The sequence below is a fragment of the Candidatus Pantoea deserta genome, assembly GCF_003813865.1.
Classification (GTDB): domain Bacteria; phylum Pseudomonadota; class Gammaproteobacteria; order Enterobacterales; family Enterobacteriaceae; genus Pantoea; species Pantoea deserta.
In genome coordinates this window covers 53,904-77,550 of record NZ_RMVG01000018.1, presented here as the reverse complement: position 1 = coordinate 77,550, position 23,647 = coordinate 53,904, and the positions used below count along the sequence as shown (strand labels likewise).

Sequence of the window (23,647 nt, the reverse complement as noted above, 5' to 3'; positions counted from 1 at the left end):
GTATAGTCAGGCGCGTTACTATATGCGCGCCGGGGTATTTCCCGATGATTCTCTTTTGCCCGGGACAGGTTAAGCTAACCCCCGGCAAAACGCCTGTTACCGCCCGATGATACGCTATTATTTACTTTGCGGTGGTTCGGATGTTGCCATCCGCCGTCATCGATCCGTCACGGCTGGTGGTCAGACAGGCTCAGGATCACCCCGGCAAGGTCGAACTAAGGATCCCTGATGAGTGTGCTTCCGGTTTTTGTCGTATTTGGGCTTTCATTCCCGCCCATTTTCATTGAATTAATAGTCTCGCTGATGCTGTTCTGGTTAGTGAAACGCCTGCTGACGCCAAGCGGGATCTACGATCTTGTCTGGCATCCGGCCCTTTTTAACACGGCGCTTTACTGCTGTGTGTTTTACCTGGTATCCCGTCTTTTCATCTGAGGTTTAAGTGAAATCGCTAATAAGAAAAATCGCGCGCTACGCGATTACTATCCTGCTGGTCATCATCGCTGTGATTATCATCTTCCGCGCCTGGGTGTTCTACACCGAGTCGCCGTGGACGCGCGACGCTAAATTCGCCGCTGACGTGGTCGCTATCTCGCCGGATGTGACGGGGCTGATTACTGAGGTGCCCGTCCACGATAACCAGCTGGTAAAAAAAGGCGACACGCTGTTTGTCGTGGATCGTCCGCGTTACCAGAAAGCGCTGGAGCAGGCGCAGGCTGACGTTGAATACTATCAGGCGCTGGTCAGCGAAAAGCGCCGTGAAGCGGCGCGCCGCAATCAGCTCGGCACGACGGCGATGTCGCGCGAGGCCATTGAGCAGGCGAATAACGATCTGCAAACCAGCGAACATCAGCTGGCGAAATCGATCGCGACGCGCGATCTGGCGAAGATCGATCTGGATCGCACCGCCATCGTTGCGCCGTCTGATGGCTGGGTAACTAACCTTAACGTCTACCAGGGCGAGTTTATCACGCGCGGATCGGTCGCCGTCGCGCTGGTACAGCAGCGCTCTTTCTATGTGCTTGCCTACCTTGAAGAGACCAAACTGCACGGCGTACAGCCCGGCTATCGCGCGGAAGTCACCCCGCTCGGCAGCAATGTCGTGCTGCGCGGCACCGTCGATAGCGTCGCGGCTGGCGTCACCAACAGCAGTAGTTCGGTCGACAGCAAAGGCATGGCGACCGTGGACTCTAACCTGGAGTGGGTGCGTCTGGCGCAGCGCGTGCCGGTGCGTATTCGCCTCGATCAGCAGCCGGGCAACCGCTTCCCGGCGGGTACGACCGCCACCGTGGTGATTACCGGTCAGAGTGACCGCGCCGATACGCAGGTTTCCCCCGTAGCGCGTCTGTTTAACCGCCTGCGTGAGTTTGGTTAAGCGGGGCCGATATGATCGAGTTCCTGCGCTTTCCGATCAAGCTGACCTTCGCGCTGGTCGCAGCGCTGATGATTGGCTTTCACCTCAACCTTGAAACGCCCCGCTGGGCGGTGATGACCGCCGGCATCGTTGCCGGCGGCACCGCTTTCGTTGCGGGCGGCGATCCTTACTCCGGCGCACTGCGCTATCGCGGCGTTCTGCGTATTATCGGCACCTTTATCGGCTGTATCGCTGCGCTAACAATTATGATTGCCACGGTTCGCGCGCCGGTAGTGATGCTGCTGCTGTGCTGCGCCTGGGCGGGTATCTGCGTCTGGCTCTCCTCGCTGATCAAGGTTGAAAACTCCTACGCGCTGGGACTGGCTGGCTATACCGCGCTGATCATCGTGGTCACGGCCGACGCCAACAACGGTCTGACGCTGGTTCCGCAGTTTGCCGTGGAGCGCTGTAGCGAGATTGTATTAGGGATTCTCTGCGCCATTCTGGCCGATATGATCTTCTCGCCGCGCTCCATCAAAAAAGTCATTGATAGCGAAGTGGACAACCTGCTGGTGGCGCACTATCGGCTGTTGCAGCTGTGCGTGGCGCACGAGGATAAAGAGGAAGTGGATAAGGCGTGGAGCGCGCTGGTGCGCCGCACCACGGCGCTCGGCACCATGCGCGGCCAGCTAATGATGGAGTCGTCGCGCTGGCAGAACGCCAACCGCCGTCTGCAAATGCTTAATACGCTGTCGCTGACCATGATCACCCAGGCAGCGGAAACCTTTCTGATTCAAAACTCCCGTCCGGAATATATTCCGTCGCAGTATCGTCTGCTGATAGAGAAGAGTGTGGACAATGCTGCGGACGTACACCGCCGCATGAAGGTCATGCGGCGGGTTATTGGGGCGAGCAAAGAGGGCAAAGCGCCGGTTACGCTTGTCAGCTGGGTCGGCGCGGCCACCGAATATCTGCTGTTGCTGAAGGGCATCAAAAGCAACAGCCGCATTACCACGCTGGAAGAGAACATTCTTCAGCGCGAAGTGGTGATCCAGGCGCGCTCCGCCGAAACCCACCACGCGATGATCAACGGCATCCGGACCTTTGTCGCGACCGCGCTTGGCTCGCTGTTCTGGCTTTATACCGGCTGGACATCGGGCAGCGGCTGTATGGTGATGCTGGCGGTAATCACGGCGCTGGCGATGCGCGTGCCGAATCCGCTGATGATGGCGAAAGACTTTTTCTACGGCATGATATTCGCGGTGCCGCTTAGCTCGTTCTACTTTATGTACCTGCTGCCCAGCACTCAGCAGAGCGCGCTACTGCTCTGCATCGCCATCGGTCTGCTTGGCTTCTTTAGCGGTATCCTGATACAGCGTCGTCAGCTAGGCACGCTGGGCGCGTTAGCCGGTACGATCAACGTTCTGGTGCTGGATAACCCCATGACATTCCACTTCAACGTTTTTCTCGACAATGTGCTGGGGCAGATGATCGGCGCTTTTCTGGCGCTGATGGTCATTCTGTTGATTCGCGATAAGTCGAAAGCGCGCACCGGGCGCAAGTTGTTGAACCGCTTTATGTACGCCGCCGTCTCGGCGATGACCACCAATCAGGCGCGTCGGCGCGAAAACCATTTGCCGGCGCTCTACCAGCAGCTGTTTATGCTGCTGAACCTGTTTCCCGGCGACATCGATAAGTACCGCATCGCCCTGACGCTAATCATTGGCCATCAGCGGCTGCGCAATGCGGACGTGCCGGTCAACGCCGATCTCTCTGCTTTCCATCGCCAGCTGCGTTCCACGGCGGACCAGGTGATTTCGGCGCGCAGCGATGAGAAGCGACGTCACTATTTTGAAAAGCTGCTGGCGGAGTTCGAGGTTTATCAGCAGAAGCTGGTGCAGTACGACGCGCCGCTTAGCGTTACCGAGCCGGTAAAACGGCTGGCCGATATGCTCAGCAAATACCAGAACACCCTTATTCAGATCTAAAGCTGACCGCTGCCGTGCGCAGCGGTCTCCTCAATCCCGCCCCTCTCTGAGACGCCTGCTTTTGCCATCTATACTTTTCTGACAGGAAAAAACTGACAGGAGCGATCTTATGACTACCCCCCTACACAGCAGCGAACTGTTTCAGACCGGCTATCTGGTCGATGGCGAGTGGCGACGCGCCGCGACAACCTTTGACGTCGTCAATCCGGCAACCGGCGAGGTGCTGGCGAGCGTCGCGAAAGCCGGTAAAGCTGAAACCGAACAGGCGATTGCGGCGGCGGCGCGTGCGTTCCCCGGCTGGCGTGCACAGACTGCTAAAGCGCGATCTGAAATTCTTTATCGCTGGTATCAGCTGATGATCGACAACAAAGCCTGGCTGGCGCAGCTGATGACGGCCGAACAGGGTAAGCCGCTAAAAGAGGCAGAGGGCGAAGTGGAATACGCTGCGAGTTTTATTCAGTGGTTTGCTGAACAGGCGAAGCGCGCAAACGGCGAAATTATTCCACCCGCTAAACCAGGGTCGCGCATTCTGGCGACGCGTGAACCGATTGGCGTTGTCGCGGCCATTACCCCCTGGAATTTCCCCATGGCGATGCTGACGCGCAAGCTTGGTCCCGCGCTGGCGGCGGGCTGTACCGGCATTATTAAACCCGCCAATAATACGCCGCTGAGCGCGTTTGCGCTGCTGGCGCTGGCGAAAAAAGCGGGCGTGCCGGACGGGGTGCTTAATGCGGTGGCGGGTGATACCCACGCTATCAGCGACGCGATTATGGCGAGCAGCGTGGTGCGTAAAATCTCCTTTACCGGCTCGACTCAGGTGGGCAAAACGCTGGTGCGCAACGCCGCCGAGACCATGAAAAAAGTGTCGATGGAGCTGGGAGGCAATGCGCCCTATATCGTGTTTGAGGATGCGGACATCGACGCGGCGGTGAAAGGCGCGATTGCCAATAAATTCCGCAATGCCGGCCAGGTGTGCGTCAGCGTAAACCGTTTTTATATTCATGAGGACGTCTACGATCGTTTCGTCAATCAGTTGGCTGACGAGGTGAAAAAGCTCAAGGTAGGTAATGGCGTCGAGGAAGGCGTCGTCGTCGGGCCGCTGATCGAGGCTTCCGCCGTGGATAAAGTAGAAGAGCACGTGAAAGATGCCAGAGCCAAAGGCGGACGCATCGTTACCGGCGGCGAACGCCACGCGCTGGGCGGCAACTTCTGGCAGCCGACGGTCATCGCCGATGCGCACGAAGAGATGAAGCTGGCGCAGGAAGAGACATTTGGTCCGGTCGCGGCCTGTTTCCGCTTTAGCGATGAAGCCGAGGTGATCCGCCGCGCTAATGAGACTGAGTTTGGTCTGGCGGCCTATTTCTATACGCAGAATTTGCAGCGTGTCTTCCGCGTTTCGGCCGCGCTGGAAAGCGGCATGATCGGTATAAACGAGTGCGCGGTCTCTACCGAGCTGGCGCCTTTCGGCGGCGTAAAAGAGTCAGGTCTGGGCCGCGAAGGGTCGGTGCTGGGCCTGGAAGAGTATCTCGAAGTTAAAGCGCTGCATATTGGCGGCTTAAGCGAGAGTTAACGCGCGGGCGGCTTAAAGCCGTTCTCTGGGAAGGACAGGAGCCTTCACGATGAAAACTGAGCGTTTCGACTTCAATGAGATTGTTGACCAGTCCCATTTTTTCCGTCAGTTCAGTGAGCGCTTTGAGCTGGATACGCGGCAGATACAGGATCTGGATGCGTTATGGGACGTAATGACCGGCGACGCGCTGCCGATGCCGCTGGAAATCGAATTTATCAACCTGGGAAAAGGGCAGAGGCGGCGCTATGGGGCGCTGATCCTGCTGTTTGAAGAGGCGGAAGAGGAACGGGAGGGTCAGCTCCGCTTTACTGTCCGGTAACGCAATAAAAAAGGCCCCGACAGGCGGGGCCAAAGGGTTCGTCAGCAGTTGACGAGGAATTATTTATAAAGTTCAGCAGTGATGTGGTAGTTGTCGCCCGTGCGCGCTTCGATCACTTTATACGCGCTGGCACCTTGCTCATCAGCTTTCTGAGAAAGCTGCGCGCGGTAGTCCATCGGCGCGCCCGCTGTACCACTAATTGTCACTGTCCCCGCAGGCTGCATGTTCTGTGCCTGTTCTCCGGTAATCAGCTGCGCTGCCTGAGCGCCAAATGCCATTACAGAAAGCAGGCTAACGGTTGCGATGGTTGCTTTGATTTTCATTGTTCGTCTCCTTAGTACAATCAACAACCTGCGGTAAAGAGAAAGGGATGCCGGTCGTCGATTTCTCCAGGCGTCGCACAGACGCCCGGTCGGTTAATTATTTATACAGCTCAGCTGTAACGTGATATGAGTCGTCCAGGTGGTTCTCAATGATGCGATAGTGGCCTGCGCCCTGTGCATCGGCTTTCTGAGAAAGCGCCTGACGCATATTGGTCTGATCGCCGTCATGGCCGCTGATGCTGATGGTCTGATTCAACGGCTGCAAGGTTTCTGCCTGCTGGTCGGATACCAGACTGGCTGCGCTGGCGCCAAAGGACAAAATGGAAGCCAGACCTGCGATAGCAATAAGAGATTGAGTTTTCATTTCTACTCTCCTGAATTTATCGACCAGACAATCCGATGCGCAACGCGCGCTTCAAAGGGATCGCCTGAGCAATGTCTCTGGTTAAGCGACCTTATTTGTACAGCTCGGCAGTGGCATGGTAGTTGCCGTTGTTATACGCCTCGATAACACGATAGGCGCTGGCACCTTGCTGTTCTGCTTTGGCGTTCAGTTCTTCATTAATTTGCGCAGGGGAACCCGCCACGCCGCTGACGCTCACTGAGCCGATAGACTGCAGGTTTTGCGCCTGTTCAGCGTTAACGGATTCTGCTGCAAAAGCACCGAATGACAGGGCAGACAGAATGCTTAGCGTAGCGATGGTAGTTTTAACTTTCATGTTTATTTCCTCGTCGTCTGTTTTTCTCTTTTTGTTTGGTGTGATTTGCATCACGAAAAGAAGTATAGAACTAATAACGCATGAAATTAATACCTGCCTAATAATGATTTGTTGTTATTCTTTATCCTTATGGTTCATTTTTATGCTTTATCGTTATAAAAAACGCCTGGAAATTAGCCATATCAGGTTAAATTGACGTAAAAACAATCGGATAGAGCACTTTATCTTTTTGTGCGAAAGAAGGGGGTCAATCTGGCTGGTTATTGATTTAGATCTGGGTAATGCCGCCATGTGCGTAGTGTAAAGCAGCGTAAAATAGCGCAAAAGGTTAAGCAGGCCAAAAGGTATGACCAAAGCGCGCGCGTGGAGCAGCAGCAGCAGGAATAAGTCAGCGGGGCTGCCGTACGGAGAAAAAGAGAAGGGCGGAGGTGACCAGCAGGGGCTGCCGGTCACGGCTGTGCTTTACAGCTCCTGCTCAAACAGCCTGAGAATGGCGTCGTGAAGTTTCCTGACGGTAAAGGCGCGGGCCGGAGTAATAAAAATGGTATCGTCGCCGGCAATGGTGCCGAGAATCCCTTCCGCTTTGCCCAGCGAGTCAAGCAGGCGTGCAATGAGCTGCGCTGCGCCGGGGCTGGTATGAATCACCACCAGCGCGTCGTTATAATCGACATCCAGCACCAGGTTTTTCAGCGGGCTGGTGGTGGTAGGCACGCCAAGTTCCGCTGGCAGGCAGTAGACCATCTCCATTTTGGCGTTGCGCGTGCGTACCGCGCCAAATTTAGTCAGCATACGAGAAACCTTCGACTGGTTGATATTCTCGAAGCCTTCATCCTGTAACGCCTGAACAATCTCACCCTGAGAGCTGAATTTCTCTTGTTTTAATAAGGCTTTAAACGCTTTTATCAATTCGTCTTGTTTTGATGGGTTTCGCATAAGCTACCACTAAAGAAAAATAAATGCCGGACGCCTGCCGTCAGCAGATACATTATTATGCATATGAATGAATTTTTATGCAATTGGTCGATAAGGCAGGCGGGCGCCGCAGTGTGCGGGCGGCAATCATAGCAAAGTTTTTTGTACAGACCAAAAAAACGGCCTGATGGCGGCTAAGCGAAGGTTGCAGAATTGTTATACAATTGGGAAGTAATAACTGATAACCATCATGGCCGTGCTCTATCTGCTATCGGCATCGTTGTCGGTCATTCAGGCGCGTTGTGCTGACAAAGTCTTAACCCGGAAGATTAAGTGCTGCTGCACGCATAATGAACAGTGGATTTGTCATCGTCTGAGAAGTTGATTCAGGTCTGGACACAGATGGAAATTCGGCTCTACTCTGCCCCACCTTAATAAGGAGTACAGAATGAAAGTTGCCGTTCTTGGCGCTGCTGGCGGAATTGGTCAGGCGCTTGCCCTTCTGTTAAAAACTCAGCTTCCTGCGGGGTCTGAATTATCACTTTATGATATCGCGCCGGTAACGCCCGGCGTGGCGGTAGATCTGAGTCATATCCCGACCGCGGTAAAAATTCAGGGATTCAGCGGCGAAGATGCCACGCCTGCGCTACAGGGCGCAGACCTGATTTTGATTTCGGCAGGTGTGGCGCGTAAGCCTGGCATGGATCGCGCCGATCTGTTTAACGTTAACGCCGGCATCGTGCGTAACCTGATGGATCAGGTAGCGCAAACGGCGCCCAAAGCGCTGATCGGCATCATCACCAATCCGGTCAATACCACCGTGGCGATTGCCGCCGACGTTCTGAAAAAACATGGCGTCTATGACAAAGACCGTTTATTCGGCGTTACCACGCTGGATGTCATTCGCGCCAATACCTTTGTGGCGGAGCTAAAAGGCAAACAGCCGAATGAGATTGAGGTGCCGGTCATTGGCGGTCACTCCGGCGTAACTATTCTGCCTCTGCTGTCGCAGGTTAAGGGCGTCAGCTTTAGCGATGAAGAGATCGCCAGCCTGACGAAACGCATCCAGAATGCAGGGACCGAAGTGGTTGAAGCCAAAGCCGGCGGCGGTTCGGCGACGCTGTCAATGGGCCAGGCCGCCGCGCGATTTGGGCTATCGCTGGTTCGCGCCTTGCAGGGCGAAGCGAACGTGGTGGAGTGCGCCTATGTTGAAGGCGACGGCGAATACGCTCGCTTCTTCTCGCAGCCGCTGCTGCTGGGTAAGAACGGCATAGCGGAGCGCCGTTCGATCGGCACGCTCAGCGCCTCTGAGCAGCAGGCGCTGGAAGGGATGCTGGAGACGCTGAGAAAAGATATTGAGCAGGGCGAAAATTTTGTGAAGCAGTAGAGGACGCCTTCAGGCGAAAAAGCTGACTCTGCATGAGGCCCGCTTCGGCGGGCCTTGTTTTTGCCAGCGGCACCGGCTGTGCCGGTTTACAGGCCCGGACTGGCCGGGCCGGGTAATTTAAAGTCCGCCGGACTTAAAGGTACGCGCGGCGGGCGCGCCATTGCTGGCTGGCGTTTTCTTGCCCAGCGTCTCCATGCGAACCTGGAAGGGCGGGAAGGGCATCTCAATACCGTGTTCAGCAAAGCCTTTCAGAATCAGCTGATGCAGCTCATGGCGCAGCGGCATGCGATGGCCCATCTCTGCGGCATGAATACGCAGCTCAAACAGCTGAATGCCCTGCTGCAGGTCCACCAGGAAAACGTCCGGCGCAGGCACATCCAGCACATAGCTACAGCGTTCGCATGCCTGTCTGAGCAATGTCGTCACCTCTTCGCTGTTCACATGCGCAGGGGCCGGGATGGTCAACACGACGCGCGTTACCGAGTCAGAGAGCGACCAGTTAACGAACTGTTCGGTGATAAAGGCCTTATTCGGCACGATAATCTCTTTGCGGTCCCAGTCGATAATGGTGGTGGCTCGCGTATTGATGCGCGTGATACTGCCGGTAAGATCGCGGATGGTCACGGTGTCGCCGATACGGATCGGCTTTTCAAACAGGATGATCAGGCCGGAAATAAAGTTGGCGAAAATCTCCTGTAAGCCAAAACCCAGTCCCACACCCAGGGCGGCGACCAGCCATTGCAGCTTCGACCATTCGATGCCGATCATAGAGAAGCCGATCAGGCCGCCAATCAGCATCAGCACGTATTTCGTCAGGGTGGTAATGGCGTAACCGGTGCCGGGCGTCAGATTAAGGTGTTGCAGCAGCGCCAGCTCCAGCAGCGCAGGCATATTACGCACCAGCTGCGTCGTGATGATTAACACCAGAATGGCAATAAACACTGACCCCAGGGTAATCGGCTGAATGCTCTCTACCCCCTGCACCGTGGTGCTGACGTCCCACAGGCGGATATTCTCCATAAAGCCGAACGCGGAGTGGATTTCGGACCAGAGCACAATCACCGATACCAGCGCGATCAGCGTCAGAATAGAGCGCACCAGCCGCAGCGACTGGGCGCTGATGGCGTCGAGATCGATAATAGGTTCATCAACCTCCACTTCGCCATTCTGCGCCGCTGAGTCTTTCTCTTCTTCATGACGCGCGCGATTGGCCAGCATATCGGCGCGGCGCTGACGGGCGCGATCGAAGGCGATGCGGCGTCGCTGGATCAGCATCCAGCGGCGAATAATGTGATAAATCACCAGCAGCAGGAACCAGATGGCGACCGAGGTTTCCAGACGGGCCAGCAGCGCCTGCGCCGTCGCCAGATAGCCAATCATGGCGGCGAGGGCGGCCACCAGCGGAATGGCGATCATCAGGTTCCACAGCACCCGATTCACCAGATTGTCGCCGTTGCCTTCTTTATCCAGGTAGAGCGGAATACCCGCGCGTTTCAGGCTCACGGTAACGATAGAGAGCGCGCCGCAAATCAGAATAAAGCAGAGCCTGCCGAGCGTGGCTGAAAACTGCCTGTCGTCCATATTGGCAAAGGCAATCAGCAGCATAATCAGCGGCACAATCAGGCCGATGGTCAGCGAATAATAGCGGGTCGCGCGCGCCACGCGGGTCTGCGGCCAGCGGAAATGCACCACAAACAGGCCATTGGGACGGGCGAACGCGGCGCTGATCATAAAGGCCCACAGCAGCGGCAGCGTTGCGGTAATGCCATCGCCGAACGCCACCGCGATGGGATAGGGCCAGGCGTGCTGTAGACCATAGCCGAGCGCGGCCCACAGCACCGGCAGCGGCAGCGCGACCAGAATCGACCAGAAAACGGTGCGCACCGTCAGGCGGAAGCGATCCTGGGTAACTTTGCCGACTTTACTTGCCGAACGCGCCAGAAAATCATTGAAATGGCGACGCGTCCTGATGCTGAAGCCGACCAGCAACACCGCGCCAAGCAGCGGCAGCACGGTCTCGCGGCTGGTCACCATCATCGCCAGCGCTTTGCCCAACTGGCCCAGCGTATCCAGCGACAGCAGGCGCGACAGATCGCGAGCGACCTCCACCGGATAGTTGAGTCCAATGGGGCTAATATCCGCCGTCCAGAAAAGATAGCGGTGAGCCGCCTCTTTAACGTCAATCAGGGCATCCTGGAGCTGAGTATTGGCCACCTTGAGCTTGGTGATCTCCAGAATCAGCGTGTCGCAGCCGGAAATCAGCGAATTAAGCAGCTCGCGCTGAGTCTTTAGCTGCGCATCGAGAATCCGGCGCTGCTCGGCGGTAAAGGGCTGACCGTCGGCCTGATGCGCGTTGCGCAGCCCTTCCTGCTGTTGTAGCAAGTCTTCGTAGCGCAGGCGCTGCACGCGCAGCTGCGCCATTTCGTTATCAATCTGCTGCGACTTAGGCATTTCTGGCAGTCGCGCCACCTGCGCGCGCAGCGCTTCGCCCAGCACATTTGACGCGCCCAGCCACTGGGACTGCTCGCGCAGCGTGCTCAGCGCCTGACGGACCTGAATAATCTGATTGGTCGCCAGTCGCTGCTGCGAGGCGACCAGATCCATGCGCTGCGCCTGCTGGTTTAGCGCGCCGGAGAGGTCGCGGTTAACGCGAAACTGATCGCTGATGGCAGGCGGCAGATTGCCGCTGTTTTCCGCCAGCTGCTCCGTGCGCGCCAGCGCCAGCTCCGCCTCGCGCTGACGCTGCTCATTGAGCTGGTTGCGCAGCGACTGAAGATAGTTGTCCAGCTGCGCCGCTTTACGCTGGTGGAGGTCGGCGCGCATACGCGCCAGTTCCTGACGGTTATTGGCGGAGAGCTGCGCCAGCTCCAGCTCGTCGACGCGGGCTTTATTCAGCGCGTTCTCCGCCTGGCGCGCCCACAGCTGCGCCTGAGCCTGCGGCGACGTCATGCCGGCGCCGCTTTGCAGACTGCGATCGCTCTCAGTCATGGCGCGGCGCGCATCGGTTTGCTGCTGGGGAAGCTGCGACAGCGAATCGCTGATTTCGCGCGCGCGGTCCTGCTCCTGCTGCGCCTGGCGACCCTCTTCCAGCAGCTGACTGCTGACCTGCAAAATTTCCTGATCCAGCTGGGCGCTGCTCATCGAGGCGCGCACGCTTTTAGTGCTGTCGTCCAGGGCGGAGATTTGCTGGCGCAGCTCGCGCGCCAGCCGAGGAAAGTCGTCAATGACCTGTTGATATTGCTTTGCGCGGTCCAGCGAGGCATCGCGCTCGGCAAGATAATTGATGGCGGCTTCAAGTGACTGAACCTGATCCGCCTGGGCAGCAGAGCTTTTTGCTGCTTTTGCTTCGTCCAGCGCCTGTTTAAGTTGGCTGGCTTCCGGCACGGCGGCCGCCAGCGTGGCGGTGCTGAGACACAGGCTCAGCACCAGGATGAGAAACGATCGCACAGCAAAAATACTCTCAGCGGTTAGTCGGCAATCATGTCGACGGGGTCGGTCTGCGGCAGCGCCATTGCCAGCGGCTGGCCAAGGCGGGTTTTGCTTTCGGCTTCCAGACTCTCTGCCAGCTTCACGCGTCCCGGCGCGAACAGGTTAATCACGGTAGAGCCGAGCTTAAAGCGTCCCATCTCCTGACCTTTCAGCAGCACCACCGCGCCTTCGTCGTCGGCAGCCGGATAGTGCCAGCGTTTAATGACGCCTTCACGCGGCGGCGTGACGGTGCCAGCCCAGCTGGTTTCAATGCTGCCGACAATGGTGGCGCCCACCAGAATCTGCGCCATCGGGCCAAAATCGGTATCGAAATAGCAGATAACGCGCTCGTTGCGGGCAAACAGGTTAGGGATATTGCGTGCCGTCAGCGGATTAACGGAGTAGAGATCGCCCGGTACGTAGATCATCTCGCGCAGAATACCGTTGCACGGCATATGCACGCGGTGGTAATCGCGCGGCGCAAGGTAAGTCGTCACGAAATGACCGTCGCGGAACTGCGCCGCCATCTCTTCCTGACCGGCCAGCAGCGCATCCAGCGTATAGTAGTGACCCTTGGCCTGGAAAATCTGGTCGCCTTCGACAGGTCCAAGCTGACTAATGGCGCCATCGGCTGGCAGCACCAGCAGGTTCGCATCGGGATCGACAGGGCGCGCGTCATCTTTCAGCGGACGCACAAAGAAGTCATTGAAGGTGCGATAGCTGGCCGTATCAGGCTTGCGCGCTTCCGACATGTCCACCTTGTAGAACCAGACAAAAAGATCGATGACCAGTTTGGTCAACCACCCGCCCCGGCGGCTGGCGCCCCAACCTGCAAGTTCAGTTAACCATTTTTTCGGCAGTACATGATTCAGGCCGAGTTTTATACGATCAAACACCTTAGCCTCCTGGCTTAATTTCGCGTCAATCAAAAGGGGGCGAATCATATCAGCGCCCCGGTCAGATGGCGAATTTCCCCCATCTCCTTTTATGACAAAGGCGATACAGGGAGAATGCCGCGATAAGAATCGATCCTCACTCGCTGGAAGAGAAGTTTTTGCGCGTTTTCACCTGCGCCATGCTCTCCAGGATACGGTGATAATTGTCGAAGCGCGAAGCGTCGATCTGACCTGCTTCGACAGCGGCGCGAATCGCGCAGCCGGGATCGTTGCCGTGTTTGCAGTCGCGGAACTTGCAACTGCCAATAAATTCACGAAATTCGACAAATCCGCGCGTAATTTGTTCCGGCTCAAGATGCCATAAACCAAATTCGCGCACCCCTGGCGAATCGATTACATCACCGCCGTGAGGGAAGTGATACAGGCGCGACGCGGTCGTGGTGTGCTGGCCCAGACCCGACACATCCGAAACATCGTTGGTGAGAATGGCGGTTTCTGCCGCCGCGTCCAGGCCGAGCAGGGCATTCAGCAGGCTCGATTTACCTACGCCGGACTGACCAGCAAAGATGCTAATGCGATCGGTCAGCGCGGCTTCCAGCTCCGCCAGCCCCTGTTTCGCATGGCTCGACACCATCAGCACGCGATAGCCGATATGGCGGTAGATATCCATCTGCTGGTCGACAAAGGCGCGCGCCTCTTCATCCAGCAGATCGGTCTTGTTTAACACCAGCAGCGGCTCGATGCCAAGGGTTTCGCTCGCCACCAGATAGCGGTCGATAATATTCAACGACAGCTCTGGCAGGATCGCCGAGACGATAATGATTTGATCAATATTCGCGGCGATAGGCTTCAGCCCGTCGTAGTAGTCGGGACGCGTCAGCACGCTGCTGCGCTCATGGACCGCTTCGACGATGCCCTTACCGCCGCCAAGCGCCGGACGCCAGACCACGCGATCGCCGGTAACCAGCGAACGGATAGTGCGGCGAAGATTGCAGCGATGCACTTCGCCCGCGTGGTCTTCAACGTCTGCGTGCATGCCGAAGCGGCTGATCACCACGCCTTCCGCCGCTTCACCAAACAGGTTGTCGTCAGCTTCCGGCACTTCCCGCTGATTCAGACGACGCTGATGGTTGGCGCTGACGCGACGTTGTTGACCTTTCGACAGTTTATTTTTGCTCACGCATCCTCTCAGGCTTTTGCCAGACTTCGCCCGGCTGGGCAAAACGTCTATGATACACCTTATTCAGTCTTGATGACGACTACGGCTACGGCGGGAAACAGCATGGCAACAGGAAATGAAAATAATCTGATTTGGATCGATCTGGAAATGACCGGGCTGGACCCGGAGCGCGATCGTATTATTGAGATCGCCACGCTGGTGACCGACGCGAATCTCAACATTCTGGCGGAAGGGCCGGTGATGGCCGTCCATCAGTCTGATGCGCAGCTGGCGCTGATGGATGAGTGGAACGTTCGTACCCATACCGCAAGCGGGCTGGTCGAACGGGTGAAAGCCAGCGAGTTTGACGATCGCCGCGCTGAACTGGCGACAATCGATTTCCTCAAACAGTGGGTGCCGGCTAACAGCTCGCCCATTTGCGGCAACAGTATTGGTCAGGATCGCCGCTTTCTTTTCAAATATATGCCAGAGCTTGAAGCCTATTTTCACTATCGCTATCTGGACGTCAGCACCTTAAAGGAGCTGGCGCGTCGCTGGAAACCGGAGATTCTGCCAGGCTTTAAGAAAGCGGGCAGCCATCAGGCGCTGGATGATATTCGCGAATCCGTCGCCGAGCTGGCATACTATCGCGAGCACTTTTTACAGCTCTAGTGCGTTAAGGTGCGCAGGAAAACAGCAGGTTGCTGCTTTATTCGGCAAACGAAACGAAAGCGCAAAATTTTGCTTTCAGACGCTTGCAGCAGCAGTAATTTCTCGTATAATGCGCACCCCGTACCGGTGAAGAATTTATGAAGCGGTACAAGGCGCGGGAATAGCTCAGTTGGTAGAGCACGACCTTGCCAAGGTCGGGGTCGCGAGTTCGAGTCTCGTTTCCCGCTCCAAATTTGATTAGCAGTACCTTTCCTGTGCGGGAATAGCTCAGTTGGTAGAGCACGACCTTGCCAAGGTCGGGGTCGCGAGTTCGAGTCTCGTTTCCCGCTCCAAAATTTGTTTAGCAGTACCTTTCCTGTGCGGGAATAGCTCAGTTGGTAGAGCACGACCTTGCCAAGGTCGGGGTCGCGAGTTCGAGTCTCGTTTCCCGCTCCAGTTTTAAATCAATAAAATCATAAGATTACGTCGATAAGGCCATTGTGCGCTTTATGCCGCTGCGCTAATTGGGTTATCCACAGCGCGCAAACTCTGTTTCCCTCTGACTTACGGCATTCTGTAAAACGATTTTGAACAGAGTTATCCACAACTTTCCCTGCCGCCGCTGACGCTGTCCACATTCACATTCGTACACATTGAGCGTTTAATTCATTGAATTATTTCGTAATGAGCATATTTCATTTTATTAAACGGAGAGCAGTTACGCTCTGTGGCAGTTGAATGACAACGGCTTTTTATTTTTATGCACAGCCTGTGGAAAAGTTGCGGGCAAAGCAGATTGTTTAATCATGCATCACGCGGCAATCCTTTCTCGATAGCGCGCACCAGCCGCTTTTGCTGCGCGGGCTGCACATCGATCGCCAGCGCCTGTCGTTTTTCCTGCTGCTGACGCAGCGCCCACGTAATATGTTCATCCAGCAGCGGGTGTTCGCCCAGCCGCTGTTCCAGCGCCGCAGAAATATCGGCGCGCCAGGGGGCATTGCCCAGCGCTACGGCGATGTTGCGCAGCCAGCGCAGATGGCCGATACGGCGTATCGGCGAGCCTTCCGTCACGCGTAAAAAGGTTTTTTCGTCCCATTGAAACAGCGTGATGAGTTCCGGCGCATGCAGCGCGGCGCGCGGCGAAAAGTCAGGCTCATCGCTGAGTTGCCCATAGCGATTCCACGGACAGATCAGCTGGCAGTCGTCGCAGCCGTATATGCGGTTACCTATCAGTGGACGCAGCGCTTCTGGAATGGCGCCCTCAAGCTCAATAGTGAGATAGGAGATGCAGCGGCGCGCATCCACGACGTAAGGCTCGACGATAGCGTTGGTCGGACAGATTGTCATACAGGCGACGCAGCGCCCGCACTGTTCCTCCTGCGGCGCGTCAATCGGCAGCGGCACATCGATCAGCAGCTCGCCGAGGAAAAACCAGGAGCCTGCCTCACGATTAAGGATCAGCGAATGTTTCCCCGTCCAGCCTAGCCCCGCTTTGGCCGCCAGCGGGCGCTCCAGCAGCGGCGCAGAGTCGACGAAAGGACGAAAATTGAGTTCGCCGCAGGCTTCCTGAATTTTATCTCCAAGCTTTTTCAGGCGATTGCGCAATACTTTGTGGTAATCACGCCCCAGAGCGTAGCGGCTGACGTAGCCGAGTTGCGGATTTTTTAGCGTGCTGGCAAAGGCGGCCTTCGCCGGAAGGTAATTCATGCGGACGCTGATAACGCGCAGCGTGCCGGGCAGCAGTTCATGGGGACGCGCGCGCATCATGCCGTGACGCGCCATCCACTCCATTTCACCGTGATACTGCTTATCCAGCCACGCCTGTAAGCGCGGCTCTTCCGCGCTGAGGTCGGTGTCGGTAATGCCGACCTGTTGAAAGCCGAGATCTTTGCCCCACTGTTTAATCTGTTGAGCAAGCTGATGAAGATCGAGAGGGTATGACATGAGTGACCAGGAATCGAAAGCAAACAGCCGCAGTTTACCATATTCCGTCTGGCCTGCGCAGGCCCTGCGCCAGTTAGAAGGCGAGGGCGCCGATGTGCTGGGCGTAACGCTCTACGAACTGATGCAGCGCGCAGGACAGGCGGCATTTGAGCTGGCGCGCTCGCAGTGGCCGGAAGCGCGCAGCTGGCTGATTCTCTGTGGTCACGGCAATAACGGCGGCGACGGCTACGTTACGGCGCGGCTGGCGCAGGCGGCGGGCCTGACGGTGACGCTGCTGGCGTGTGAAGGCGAGAACCCCCTGCCTGAAGAGGCGCAGCGCGCGCGCGAAGCCTGGCTGGAAGCGGGCGGTGAAATTCATGCCGCCGACGCCGCCTGGCCGGAACAGGTCGATCTTATCGTTGATGCGCTGCTCGGCACCGGCATTAATCGCGCGCCCGCTGCAAACTATGCCGCGCTAATCAAGCAGGCGAACGCGCACGCCGCCCCGGTGCTGGCGCTGGATATGCCGTCAGGCCTGTCGGCGGCAACCGGTACCGCGCCGGGCGAGGTTATCAACGCCGAGCAGACGCTGAGCTTTATCGCGCTTAAACCCGGCCAGATTACCGGTAAAGCGCGCGATGTCATCGGCGAACTGCGCTACGCCGACCTGGGGTTAGCGTCGTTTCTTGCCGGCGAGAATGCGCCGATGGCGCGCTTTGACGCGACTTTTCTTTCGCACTGGCTGAAGCCGCGAAAACCCACCTCGCATAAGGGCAACCACGGACGTCTGCTGGTGGTCGGCGGCGATACCGGAACCGCAGGCGCTATTCGCATGACGGCAGAGGCGGCGCTGCGCAGCGGATCGGGACTGGTGCGCGTGCTGACGCATCGCGATAATATTGCGCCGGTGCTGACGGCGCGCCCTGAGATTATGGTGGATGAGCTGACCGACAGCAGCCTGCAAAGCGGGCTGGCGTGGGCGGACGTGATCGCCATTGGTCCGGGACTCGGTCAGCGCGAATGGGGCCAGAATGCGCTGAAAGCGGTTGCGGCCAGCGAAAAGCCGATGCTTTGGGACGCGGATGCGCTTAACCTGCTGGCAAATAATGCGCAGAAACGTCAGAATCGCATCATTACGCCGCACCCCGGCGAAGCGGCGCGACTGCTGGGCATCAAGACCGCCGAGGTCGAGAGCGATCGTCTGCAAGCCGCGCAGGCGCTGGCGAGCCGCTATGGCGGCGTGGTGGTGCTAAAGGGGGCCGGAACGATTATTGCCAGCGAGCAGGGCGAAATGGCCTTTGCCGACGTCGGCAATGCGGGTATGGCATCCGGCGGCATGGGTGATGTGTTAAGTGGTATTATTGCCTCGATGATGGGGCAGCAGCTGGCGCTATTCGACGCGGCCTGCGCAGGCTGCGTGGCGCACGGCGCAGCGGCAGACGCAGTGGCGGCGCAGCGCGGTACGCGCGGCATGTTGGCAACAGATTTATTCGAGCTGCTTTGGCAGTTTGTTAATCCAGAGATGACCCAATAATAAAGCATGAAGACCTGTGTTATTTCCTTGCCCGATGAGGCAGCAACTCTCGATCTGGGCGCTCAGCTGGCCCGCGCCTGTACTGGCGCGGCGGTGATCTATCTTTATGGCGATCTGGGCGCGGGTAAAACCACTTTCAGCCGTGGATTTCTTCAGGCGCTCGGCCATCAGGGCAACGTTAAAAGCCCCACCTATACGCTGGTCGAGCCTTATCAGCTCAATACGCGCGCCCTTTATCACTTCGATCTCTATCGCCTGGCCGATCCGGAAGAGCTGGAGTTTATGGGCATCCGCGATTACTTCACGGGCGATGCGATTTGCCTGGTTGAGTGGCCGCAGCAGGGTGAAGGCGTATTGCCGCCGCCGGACCTGGCGATTACGCTGAGCTATGTCGGCGCTGCGCGCGAGGCGCGCCTGGAGGCGCACTCTGCCCTGGGCGAAACCCTGACAGAGCAGGTGGCGCAGGGATGATCGCACGGATGAAAAGCGCGCTGCTGCTGGCGCTGTGTCTGGTTGCTGCCCCGTCGCTGGCGGCCAGCCTTTCCGACATCAAAGTAGAGAACGGCGACAGTCAGGCCACGGTCACGCTGAGCTTTGCCGGACAGCCGGTGTATGGCTATTTTCCGCTGCGCAATCCGGATCGCGTGGTGCTGGATATTCGCCAGAGCGGCGTGATTCAGGGATTGCCGCTCAACTTCAGCGGCGAGAATATCGTTAAGCGCATTCGAACCAGTACGCCAAAAGACAAAGAGAGCATTCGGCTGGTGTTTGAGCTGACGCAGCCGGGCAAAACGCGCGCGGTGACCCAGCGGAACGGCAGCAGCTATAACGTCGTGTTCACTATTCAGGGATCGCGTCGCGTGACGCAAGCCGCACCGACGATCTCAACCGCCGCCGCGACGCCCAGAACCTCCGCAGCCAACCCGTTCAACCCCAGCCAGACGACGTCGGTCAGCAATACCAATACCACCACGCGTCCGGGCAATGCGGTGCCCACCAGCAACGACACGGTGATTGTGGCGATTGACGCCGGCCACGGCGGTCAGGACCCCGGCGCGACGGGGCAGCGCGGCCTGCACGAGAAGAACGTGACCATTGCTATCGCGCGCAAACTCAAGGTGCTGCTGAATAACGATCCGATGTTTAAAGGCGTGCTCACCCGCGACGGCGACTACTTTATTTCGGTCATGGGCCGCTCTGAGGTGGCGCGTAAAGAGAATGCCAACCTGCTGGTGTCTATCCACGCCGACTCGGCGCCGAGCCACAGCGCCAGCGGCGCCTCGGTATGGGTACTGTCGAACCGTCGAGCCAACAGCGAAATGGCGAACTGGCTGGAGCAGCGCGAGAAGCAGTCTGAACTGCTGGGCGGAGCAGGGGATCTGCTGGCGAACAGCCAGGCCGATCCCTATCTGAGCCAGGCGGTGCTGGATCTGCAATTCGGTCATTCGCAGCGCGTCGGCTATGACGTGGCGATAAAGGTATTGCAGCAGCTGCGCGGCGTTTCGCCACTGCATAAGCGGTTGCCCGAACACGCCAGCCTCGGCGTGCTGCGCTCGCCGGACATCCCGTCGCTGCTTGTAGAGACCGGCTTTATCAGTAATACCTCGGAGGAGCGACTGCTCGGCAGTAGCGCATATCAGGATAAGATTGCCATGGCTATCTACAAAGGCCTGCGCAATTATTTCCTGGCGCACCCGCTACAGTCGCTCCCAAAGGAGGAAAATCGACCGCTCGGCTCATCGCCGACGGTGAGCGTCGCCAGTAATCCGGCAACCGGCACCACGCAGTACACGGGCGCCGTTCAGCGCCACACGGTGACGCGCGGTGAAACGCTCTCCGGCATCGCCGCGAAATATGGCGTCAGCATGGCGACGCTGCGCGAGATGAACAGGCTTAAGCGCGATGTGGTCTGGGTCGGGCAACGCCTGAAAGTGCCTGCCAGCAATACGGTTGCCGCGCGGAGTCCGACGCGTCATAAAGTGGTTCGCGGCGACTCGCTGACGGCGATCGCCGCCCATTACGGCGTCAGCCCGCAGGCGATTATGCAGGCCAATAACATGAAGTCCTCAAACGTCATGTTGGGGCAAACCCTGAAAATCCCCGCCTCCTGACGGTCAGCCCGGCCAGGTGCCGGGCCAGGCTCTATAAGGATAAACACCATGCCCATTCAAATTTTACCGCCGCAGCTGGCCAATCAGATTGCGGCGGGCGAAGTCGTCGAGCGTCCCGCATCGGTGGTAAAAGAGCTGGTGGAAAACAGCCTGGATGCGGGCGCGACGCGTATCGATATTGATATTGAAAAAGGCGGCGCGAAGCTGATCCGCATCCGTGATAACGGCTGCGGCATCAACAAAGAGGAGCTGGCCATGGCGCTGGCGCGTCACGCCACCAGCAAGATCGCGTCGCTCGACGATCTTGAATCCATTATGAGTCTGGGCTTTCGCGGCGAAGCGCTGGCCAGTATCAGCTCCGTGTCGCGCCTGACCTTAACGTCGCGCACCCAGGCGCAGAGCGAAGCCTGGCAGGCGTATGCCGAAGGCCGCGATATGGACGTCACGGTAAAGCCGGCCGCCCACCCGTGCGGCACGACGCTGGAAGTGCTCGACCTCTTCTATAACACCCCCGCGCGCCGCAAATTCATGCGCACCGAGAAGACCGAATTTGGCCATATTGACGAGGTGATCCGCCGTATCGCGCTGGCGCGTTTCGACGTGGCGATTTCCCTGAGCCACAACGGCAAGCTGATGCGGCAGTATCGCGCGGTAAATGATGAGGCACAGCGCGAACGGCGGCTGGGCGCTATCTGCGGCGCGACTTTTATGCAGCATGCGCTGCGTATTGACTGGCAGCATGACGATCTGCTGCTGCGCGGCTGGGTTGCCGATCCGGCCGGTTCACGCCAGCTGACCGATATTCAGTACTGCTACGTCAATGGCCGCATGATGCGTGACAAGCTGATCAACCACGCCATACGCCAGGCGTTTCAGACCCAGCTACAGGCCGATCAGCAACCGGCCTATGTGCTCTACCTTGAAATCGATCCGCATCAGGTGGACGTTAACGTTCATCCCGCTAAGCATGAGGTACGGTTTCATCAGTCGCGGCTGGTGCACGATTTTATTTTCCAGGGCGTGATGAGCGTGTTGCAGGAGAGCCGCGCGCCAGCGCTGCCCGATCTTCAGGCGGAAGAACCCGCGCCGCGCTGGCAGCCGGAAAACCGTCCGGCGGCAGGCGGCAACCACTTTTCCCAGCCTGCCGCACCGCGCCGCAGCGAAAATGGAAGCGGGGGCGGAAGCGGAAGCGCGCCGCCCGCCTGGCAAAACAAAGAGAACAGCTACAGCAAGCGTGAGGGCAAGGTTTATCAGCAGCTGCTGAACACGCCGGAGGCAGGGCAGACCGCGCCGTCCAGGCCGGTTGCCGCGCCCGTTATCGCGCCGCGCGCGCAGCCGGTAGAGACGCCATTAGCCTCCCACGCGCAAAGCTTTGGCCGCGTGCTGACGGTGGTGCAGGATCGCTACGCCCTGCTGGAGCAGCCGCAAAAATTGCTGCTGCTTTCGCTGCCGGTCGCGGCGCGCTGGGTGCGGCATGCCCAGCTACAGCCGGGCGAAACCGGGCTGAAACCGCAGCCGCTGCTGATTCCGGTGCGCATGAAGATTGCCCGAGCGGAGCGCCAGATTGCCGGACAAAAGCAGAGCCTGCTAAACGAAATGGGCATCGATCTGCAACCCGAAGGCGATCACGTCACGCTGCGCGCGGTGCCTTTACCCTTGCGCACGCAAAATTTACAAATCTTGATTCCAGAGCTGTTAGGCTATCTCGCCCAGCAGCCAGAGAGCACCGCAGCCCAGCTGGCTCAGTGGCTGGCCAGACGTTGTGACACTGACGCGCCCCACTGGAACGCCACTCAGGCGATTGCGCTGCTGGCAGATCTTGAACGTCTCTGCCCGCAGCTTTTGAAGTCGCCGCCTTCGGGCCTGATTCAGACTATTGATATTGAGAGCGCGCTTGCCGCATTAAAGCATGAGTGAACAAAACCAGGCTGGCCGACCAAAGGCTATTTTTCTAATGGGTCCTACCGCCTCTGGCAAGACTGCGCTGGCAATCGCGTTACGCAAGCAGCTGCCGGTGGAACTTATCAGCGTCGACTCTGCCTTAATTTATCGCGGGATGGATATTGGCACCGCGAAGCCGTCAGCCGAGGAGCTAGCCCAGGCGCCTCATCGCCTGCTGGATATTCGCGATCCGTCAGAGTCCTACTCGGCGGCCGACTTTCGCCGCGATGCGCTGGCAGAGATGGACGAGATCGTGCGGAGCGGGCGTATTCCGCTGCTTGTCGGCGGAACCATGCTCTATTTCAAGGCATTACTGGAAGGCTTGTCGCCTCTGCCCGCAGCCGATCCAGAGGTGCGTCAGCGGATAGAGCAAATGGCGCGCGAAAAGGGATGGGATGCCCTGCACCGCCAGCTGTGCGACATCGATCCGGTTGCCGGGGGGCGTATTCATCCGAATGATCCTCAGAGACTTTCGCGAGCACTGGAAGTTTTTTTTATTTCGGGTAAAACTTTAACGGAACTGACAAAAACATCCGGCGAAGCGTTACCCTACGATGTGTATCAGTTCGCAATCGCCCCCGCGAACCGTGAATTGCTGCATCAGCGCATTGCATTACGTTTTGAACAGATGCTGGCGTCAGGATTTGAAGCAGAAGCTCGGGCTTTGTTTGCACGAGGTGATTTGCATACGGATATGCCTTCCATCCGCTGTGTCGGCTATCGTCAGATGTGGTCATATCTGGCGGGCGAAATCGATTACGACGAGATGGTTTATCGAGGAATTTGCGCAACCCGGCAGCTTGCTAAACGCCAGATAACCTGGTTACGCGGCTGGGAAAATGTTCGCTGGCTTGACAGCGACAACCCAGAATCCGCGCGTAATGAGGTGCTTCAGGTTGTTAGTGCGAAGCATGGGTGATTGTGTACAATTGGCTGGTTATCGTGCGCAAATTTTTACGCAGTTTTTTCAGGACTTCGGTTCTACAAGTAATAAACAACAAGCATATAAGGAAAAGATAGAATGGCTAAGGGGCAATCATTACAAGACCCGTTTTTGAACGCACTGCGTCGTGAACGTGTTCCGGTTTCGATTTATTTGGTCAATGGTATCAAGCTGCAGGGACAAATTGAGTCTTTCGATCAGTTCGTGATTTTGTTGAAGAACACGGTAAGCCAGATGGTTTATAAACACGCCATTTCTACCGTGGTCCCGTCGCGCCCGGTTTCACACCACAGCAACAATGCAGGTGGCGGCAGCAATAACTACCATCACGGCGGTAGCAACGCGTCAGCGCAATCGCAGCCACAACAAGACGGCGATAACGCGGAATAACGCGCTACCCGTACAAACCAGGGCAGGAGAATGCAGGCCATTTTCCGTCCTGGTCTTCTATT

General features: G+C 57.6%; 21 protein-coding genes and 3 tRNA genes. 16 read left to right on the top strand and 8 right to left on the bottom strand.

Annotated features, from left to right (window positions below):
• Positions 1-228 precede the first annotated feature (228 nt).
• The 5 genes from aaeX (at position 229) to BBB56_RS19075 (ending at position 5,228) form a co-directional block, all read left to right on the top strand.
• The gene (aaeX, locus tag BBB56_RS19095) at positions 229-432 is read left to right on the top strand and encodes a p-hydroxybenzoic acid efflux pump operon protein AaeX (protein WP_123802514.1); all 204 of its coding nucleotides are present in this window, start codon (positions 229-231) and stop codon (positions 430-432) included.
• Positions 433-439: 7 nt separating this feature from the next.
• The gene (aaeA, locus tag BBB56_RS19090; RefSeq protein WP_123802513.1) at positions 440-1,372 is read left to right on the top strand and encodes a p-hydroxybenzoic acid efflux pump subunit AaeA; all 933 of its coding nucleotides are present in this window, start codon (positions 440-442) and stop codon (positions 1,370-1,372) included.
• Between the two features lie 11 nt (positions 1,373-1,383).
• Positions 1,384-3,339: a p-hydroxybenzoic acid efflux pump subunit AaeB gene (aaeB, locus tag BBB56_RS19085; RefSeq protein ID WP_123802512.1), complete on the top strand. Its 1,956-nt coding sequence runs from the start codon at positions 1,384-1,386 to the stop codon at positions 3,337-3,339.
• Positions 3,340-3,448: 109 nt separating this feature from the next.
• Positions 3,449-4,909: an NAD-dependent succinate-semialdehyde dehydrogenase gene (locus BBB56_RS19080; RefSeq protein WP_123802511.1), complete on the top strand. Its 1,461-nt coding sequence runs from the start codon at positions 3,449-3,451 to the stop codon at positions 4,907-4,909.
• 49 nt (positions 4,910-4,958) lie between these two features.
• Positions 4,959-5,228, top strand: coding sequence for a barstar family protein (locus tag BBB56_RS19075; protein WP_123802510.1), 270 nt, complete (start codon positions 4,959-4,961; stop codon positions 5,226-5,228).
• A 59-nt stretch (positions 5,229-5,287) separates the two neighbouring features.
• Here the strand turns inward: BBB56_RS19075 and yhcN (BBB56_RS19070) are convergent, their stop codons facing one another.
• The 4 genes from yhcN (BBB56_RS19070) to argR all read right to left on the bottom strand — a co-directional run bounded on the left by yhcN (BBB56_RS19070) (position 5,288) and on the right by argR (position 7,203).
• Positions 5,288-5,551: a peroxide/acid stress response protein YhcN gene (yhcN, locus tag BBB56_RS19070; protein ID WP_123802509.1), complete on the bottom strand. Its 264-nt coding sequence runs from the start codon at positions 5,549-5,551 to the stop codon at positions 5,288-5,290.
• 97 nt (positions 5,552-5,648) lie between these two features.
• A complete protein-coding gene (locus BBB56_RS19065) occupies positions 5,649-5,915 on the bottom strand; it encodes a YdgH/BhsA/McbA-like domain containing protein (RefSeq protein WP_123802508.1) in 267 nt (88 codons plus the stop codon).
• A gap of 91 nt (positions 5,916-6,006) precedes the next feature.
• The gene (gene yhcN, locus BBB56_RS19060; protein ID WP_123802507.1) at positions 6,007-6,270 is read right to left on the bottom strand and encodes a peroxide/acid stress response protein YhcN; all 264 of its coding nucleotides are present in this window, start codon (positions 6,268-6,270) and stop codon (positions 6,007-6,009) included.
• A gap of 462 nt (positions 6,271-6,732) precedes the next feature.
• Complete coding sequence (gene argR / locus BBB56_RS19055; RefSeq protein WP_123802506.1) at positions 6,733-7,203, bottom strand: transcriptional regulator ArgR; 471 nt, start codon at positions 7,201-7,203, stop codon at positions 6,733-6,735.
• A gap of 427 nt (positions 7,204-7,630) precedes the next feature.
• On the opposite strand from argR, the gene mdh reads away from it, so the two are divergent.
• Positions 7,631-8,569 (top strand): malate dehydrogenase, encoded by a 939-nt coding sequence (gene mdh, locus BBB56_RS19050; protein ID WP_123802505.1) that lies wholly within the window; start codon positions 7,631-7,633, stop codon positions 8,567-8,569.
• Positions 8,570-8,686: 117 nt separating this feature from the next.
• Here mdh and mscM read toward each other — a convergent pair whose 3' ends face one another.
• From mscM to rsgA, 3 genes are all read right to left on the bottom strand, one after another.
• Complete coding sequence (mscM, locus tag BBB56_RS19045) at positions 8,687-12,016, bottom strand: miniconductance mechanosensitive channel MscM (RefSeq protein ID WP_123802504.1); 3,330 nt, start codon at positions 12,014-12,016, stop codon at positions 8,687-8,689.
• Positions 12,017-12,036: 20 nt separating this feature from the next.
• Complete coding sequence (gene asd, locus BBB56_RS19040) at positions 12,037-12,933, bottom strand: archaetidylserine decarboxylase (RefSeq protein WP_123802503.1); 897 nt, start codon at positions 12,931-12,933, stop codon at positions 12,037-12,039.
• A gap of 136 nt (positions 12,934-13,069) precedes the next feature.
• On the bottom strand, positions 13,070-14,113 hold the full coding sequence (rsgA, locus tag BBB56_RS19035; RefSeq protein WP_123802502.1) for a small ribosomal subunit biogenesis GTPase RsgA: 1,044 nt from the start codon (positions 14,111-14,113) through the stop codon (positions 13,070-13,072).
• Positions 14,114-14,215: 102 nt separating this feature from the next.
• On the opposite strand from rsgA, the gene orn reads away from it, so the two are divergent.
• From orn to BBB56_RS19015, 4 genes are all read left to right on the top strand, one after another.
• Entirely contained in the window at positions 14,216-14,764 is a 549-nt protein-coding gene (orn, locus tag BBB56_RS19030) for an oligoribonuclease (RefSeq protein ID WP_123802501.1), read from the top strand.
• A gap of 154 nt (positions 14,765-14,918) precedes the next feature.
• Positions 14,919-14,994 (top strand) — tRNA-Gly (locus BBB56_RS19025).
• 26 nt (positions 14,995-15,020) lie between these two features.
• Positions 15,021-15,096 (top strand) — tRNA-Gly (locus BBB56_RS19020).
• A gap of 27 nt (positions 15,097-15,123) precedes the next feature.
• Positions 15,124-15,199, top strand: a tRNA-Gly gene (locus tag BBB56_RS19015).
• Positions 15,200-15,547: 348 nt separating this feature from the next.
• Here BBB56_RS19015 and queG read toward each other — a convergent pair.
• The gene (gene queG / locus BBB56_RS19010; RefSeq protein ID WP_123802500.1) at positions 15,548-16,687 is read right to left on the bottom strand and encodes a tRNA epoxyqueuosine(34) reductase QueG; all 1,140 of its coding nucleotides are present in this window, start codon (positions 16,685-16,687) and stop codon (positions 15,548-15,550) included.
• Here queG and nnr point away from each other — a divergent pair.
• The 6 genes from nnr to hfq all read left to right on the top strand — a co-directional run bounded on the left by nnr (position 16,686) and on the right by hfq (position 23,585).
• The gene (nnr, locus tag BBB56_RS19005) at positions 16,686-18,200 is read left to right on the top strand and encodes a bifunctional ADP-dependent NAD(P)H-hydrate dehydratase/NAD(P)H-hydrate epimerase (RefSeq protein WP_123802499.1); all 1,515 of its coding nucleotides are present in this window, start codon (positions 16,686-16,688) and stop codon (positions 18,198-18,200) included. The two genes, queG and nnr, sit on opposite strands and share 2 nt — an antisense overlap.
• Before the next feature lie 6 nt (positions 18,201-18,206).
• A complete protein-coding gene (gene tsaE, locus BBB56_RS19000) occupies positions 18,207-18,671 on the top strand; it encodes a tRNA (adenosine(37)-N6)-threonylcarbamoyltransferase complex ATPase subunit type 1 TsaE (protein ID WP_123802498.1) in 465 nt (154 codons plus the stop codon).
• Positions 18,668-20,311 (top strand): N-acetylmuramoyl-L-alanine amidase AmiB, encoded by a 1,644-nt coding sequence (amiB, locus tag BBB56_RS18995; protein ID WP_123802497.1) that lies wholly within the window; start codon positions 18,668-18,670, stop codon positions 20,309-20,311. The genes tsaE and amiB overlap by 4 nt, the downstream gene beginning before the upstream one ends.
• A 48-nt stretch (positions 20,312-20,359) precedes the next feature.
• Positions 20,360-22,228 carry a DNA mismatch repair endonuclease MutL gene (gene mutL / locus BBB56_RS18990; RefSeq protein ID WP_123802496.1) on the top strand — a complete coding sequence of 623 codons (1,869 nt, stop codon included), beginning with the start codon at positions 20,360-20,362 and terminating at the stop codon, positions 22,226-22,228.
• Positions 22,221-23,171 carry a tRNA (adenosine(37)-N6)-dimethylallyltransferase MiaA gene (gene miaA, locus BBB56_RS18985; protein ID WP_123802495.1) on the top strand — a complete coding sequence of 317 codons (951 nt, stop codon included), beginning with the start codon at positions 22,221-22,223 and terminating at the stop codon, positions 23,169-23,171. Before mutL ends, miaA begins: the two co-directional genes overlap by 8 nt.
• Before the next feature lie 102 nt (positions 23,172-23,273).
• Complete coding sequence (gene hfq / locus BBB56_RS18980; protein ID WP_081140747.1) at positions 23,274-23,585, top strand: RNA chaperone Hfq; 312 nt, start codon at positions 23,274-23,276, stop codon at positions 23,583-23,585.
• Positions 23,586-23,647: the final 62 nt, after the last annotated feature.

Bases quoted from the DNA above. Each gene is read 5' to 3' on its own strand.
- aaeX (WP_123802514.1), top strand. From the start codon at position 229: ATGAGTGTGCTTCCGGTTTTTGTCGTATTTGGGCTTTCATTCCCGCCC.
- aaeB (WP_123802512.1), top strand. From the start codon at position 1,384: ATGATCGAGTTCCTGCGCTTTCCGATCAAGCTGACCTTCGCGCTGGTC.
- BBB56_RS19080 (WP_123802511.1), top strand. From the start codon at position 3,449: ATGACTACCCCCCTACACAGCAGCGAACTGTTTCAGACCGGCTATCTG.
- BBB56_RS19075 (WP_123802510.1), top strand. From the start codon at position 4,959: ATGAAAACTGAGCGTTTCGACTTCAATGAGATTGTTGACCAGTCCCAT.
- yhcN (WP_123802509.1), bottom strand. From the start codon at position 5,551: ATGAAAATCAAAGCAACCATCGCAACCGTTAGCCTGCTTTCTGTAATG.
- BBB56_RS19065 (WP_123802508.1), bottom strand. From the start codon at position 5,915: ATGAAAACTCAATCTCTTATTGCTATCGCAGGTCTGGCTTCCATTTTG.
- yhcN (WP_123802507.1), bottom strand. From the start codon at position 6,270: ATGAAAGTTAAAACTACCATCGCTACGCTAAGCATTCTGTCTGCCCTG.
- argR (WP_123802506.1), bottom strand. From the start codon at position 7,203: ATGCGAAACCCATCAAAACAAGACGAATTGATAAAAGCGTTTAAAGCC.
- mdh (WP_123802505.1), top strand. From the start codon at position 7,631: ATGAAAGTTGCCGTTCTTGGCGCTGCTGGCGGAATTGGTCAGGCGCTT.
- orn (WP_123802501.1), top strand. From the start codon at position 14,216: ATGGCAACAGGAAATGAAAATAATCTGATTTGGATCGATCTGGAAATG.
- nnr (WP_123802499.1), top strand. From the start codon at position 16,686: ATGAGTGACCAGGAATCGAAAGCAAACAGCCGCAGTTTACCATATTCC.
- queG (WP_123802500.1), bottom strand. From the start codon at position 16,687: ATGTCATACCCTCTCGATCTTCATCAGCTTGCTCAACAGATTAAACAG.
- tsaE (WP_123802498.1), top strand. From the start codon at position 18,207: ATGAAGACCTGTGTTATTTCCTTGCCCGATGAGGCAGCAACTCTCGAT.
- amiB (WP_123802497.1), top strand. From the start codon at position 18,668: ATGATCGCACGGATGAAAAGCGCGCTGCTGCTGGCGCTGTGTCTGGTT.
- mutL (WP_123802496.1), top strand. From the start codon at position 20,360: ATGCCCATTCAAATTTTACCGCCGCAGCTGGCCAATCAGATTGCGGCG.
- miaA (WP_123802495.1), top strand. From the start codon at position 22,221: ATGAGTGAACAAAACCAGGCTGGCCGACCAAAGGCTATTTTTCTAATG.
- hfq (WP_081140747.1), top strand. From the start codon at position 23,274: ATGGCTAAGGGGCAATCATTACAAGACCCGTTTTTGAACGCACTGCGT.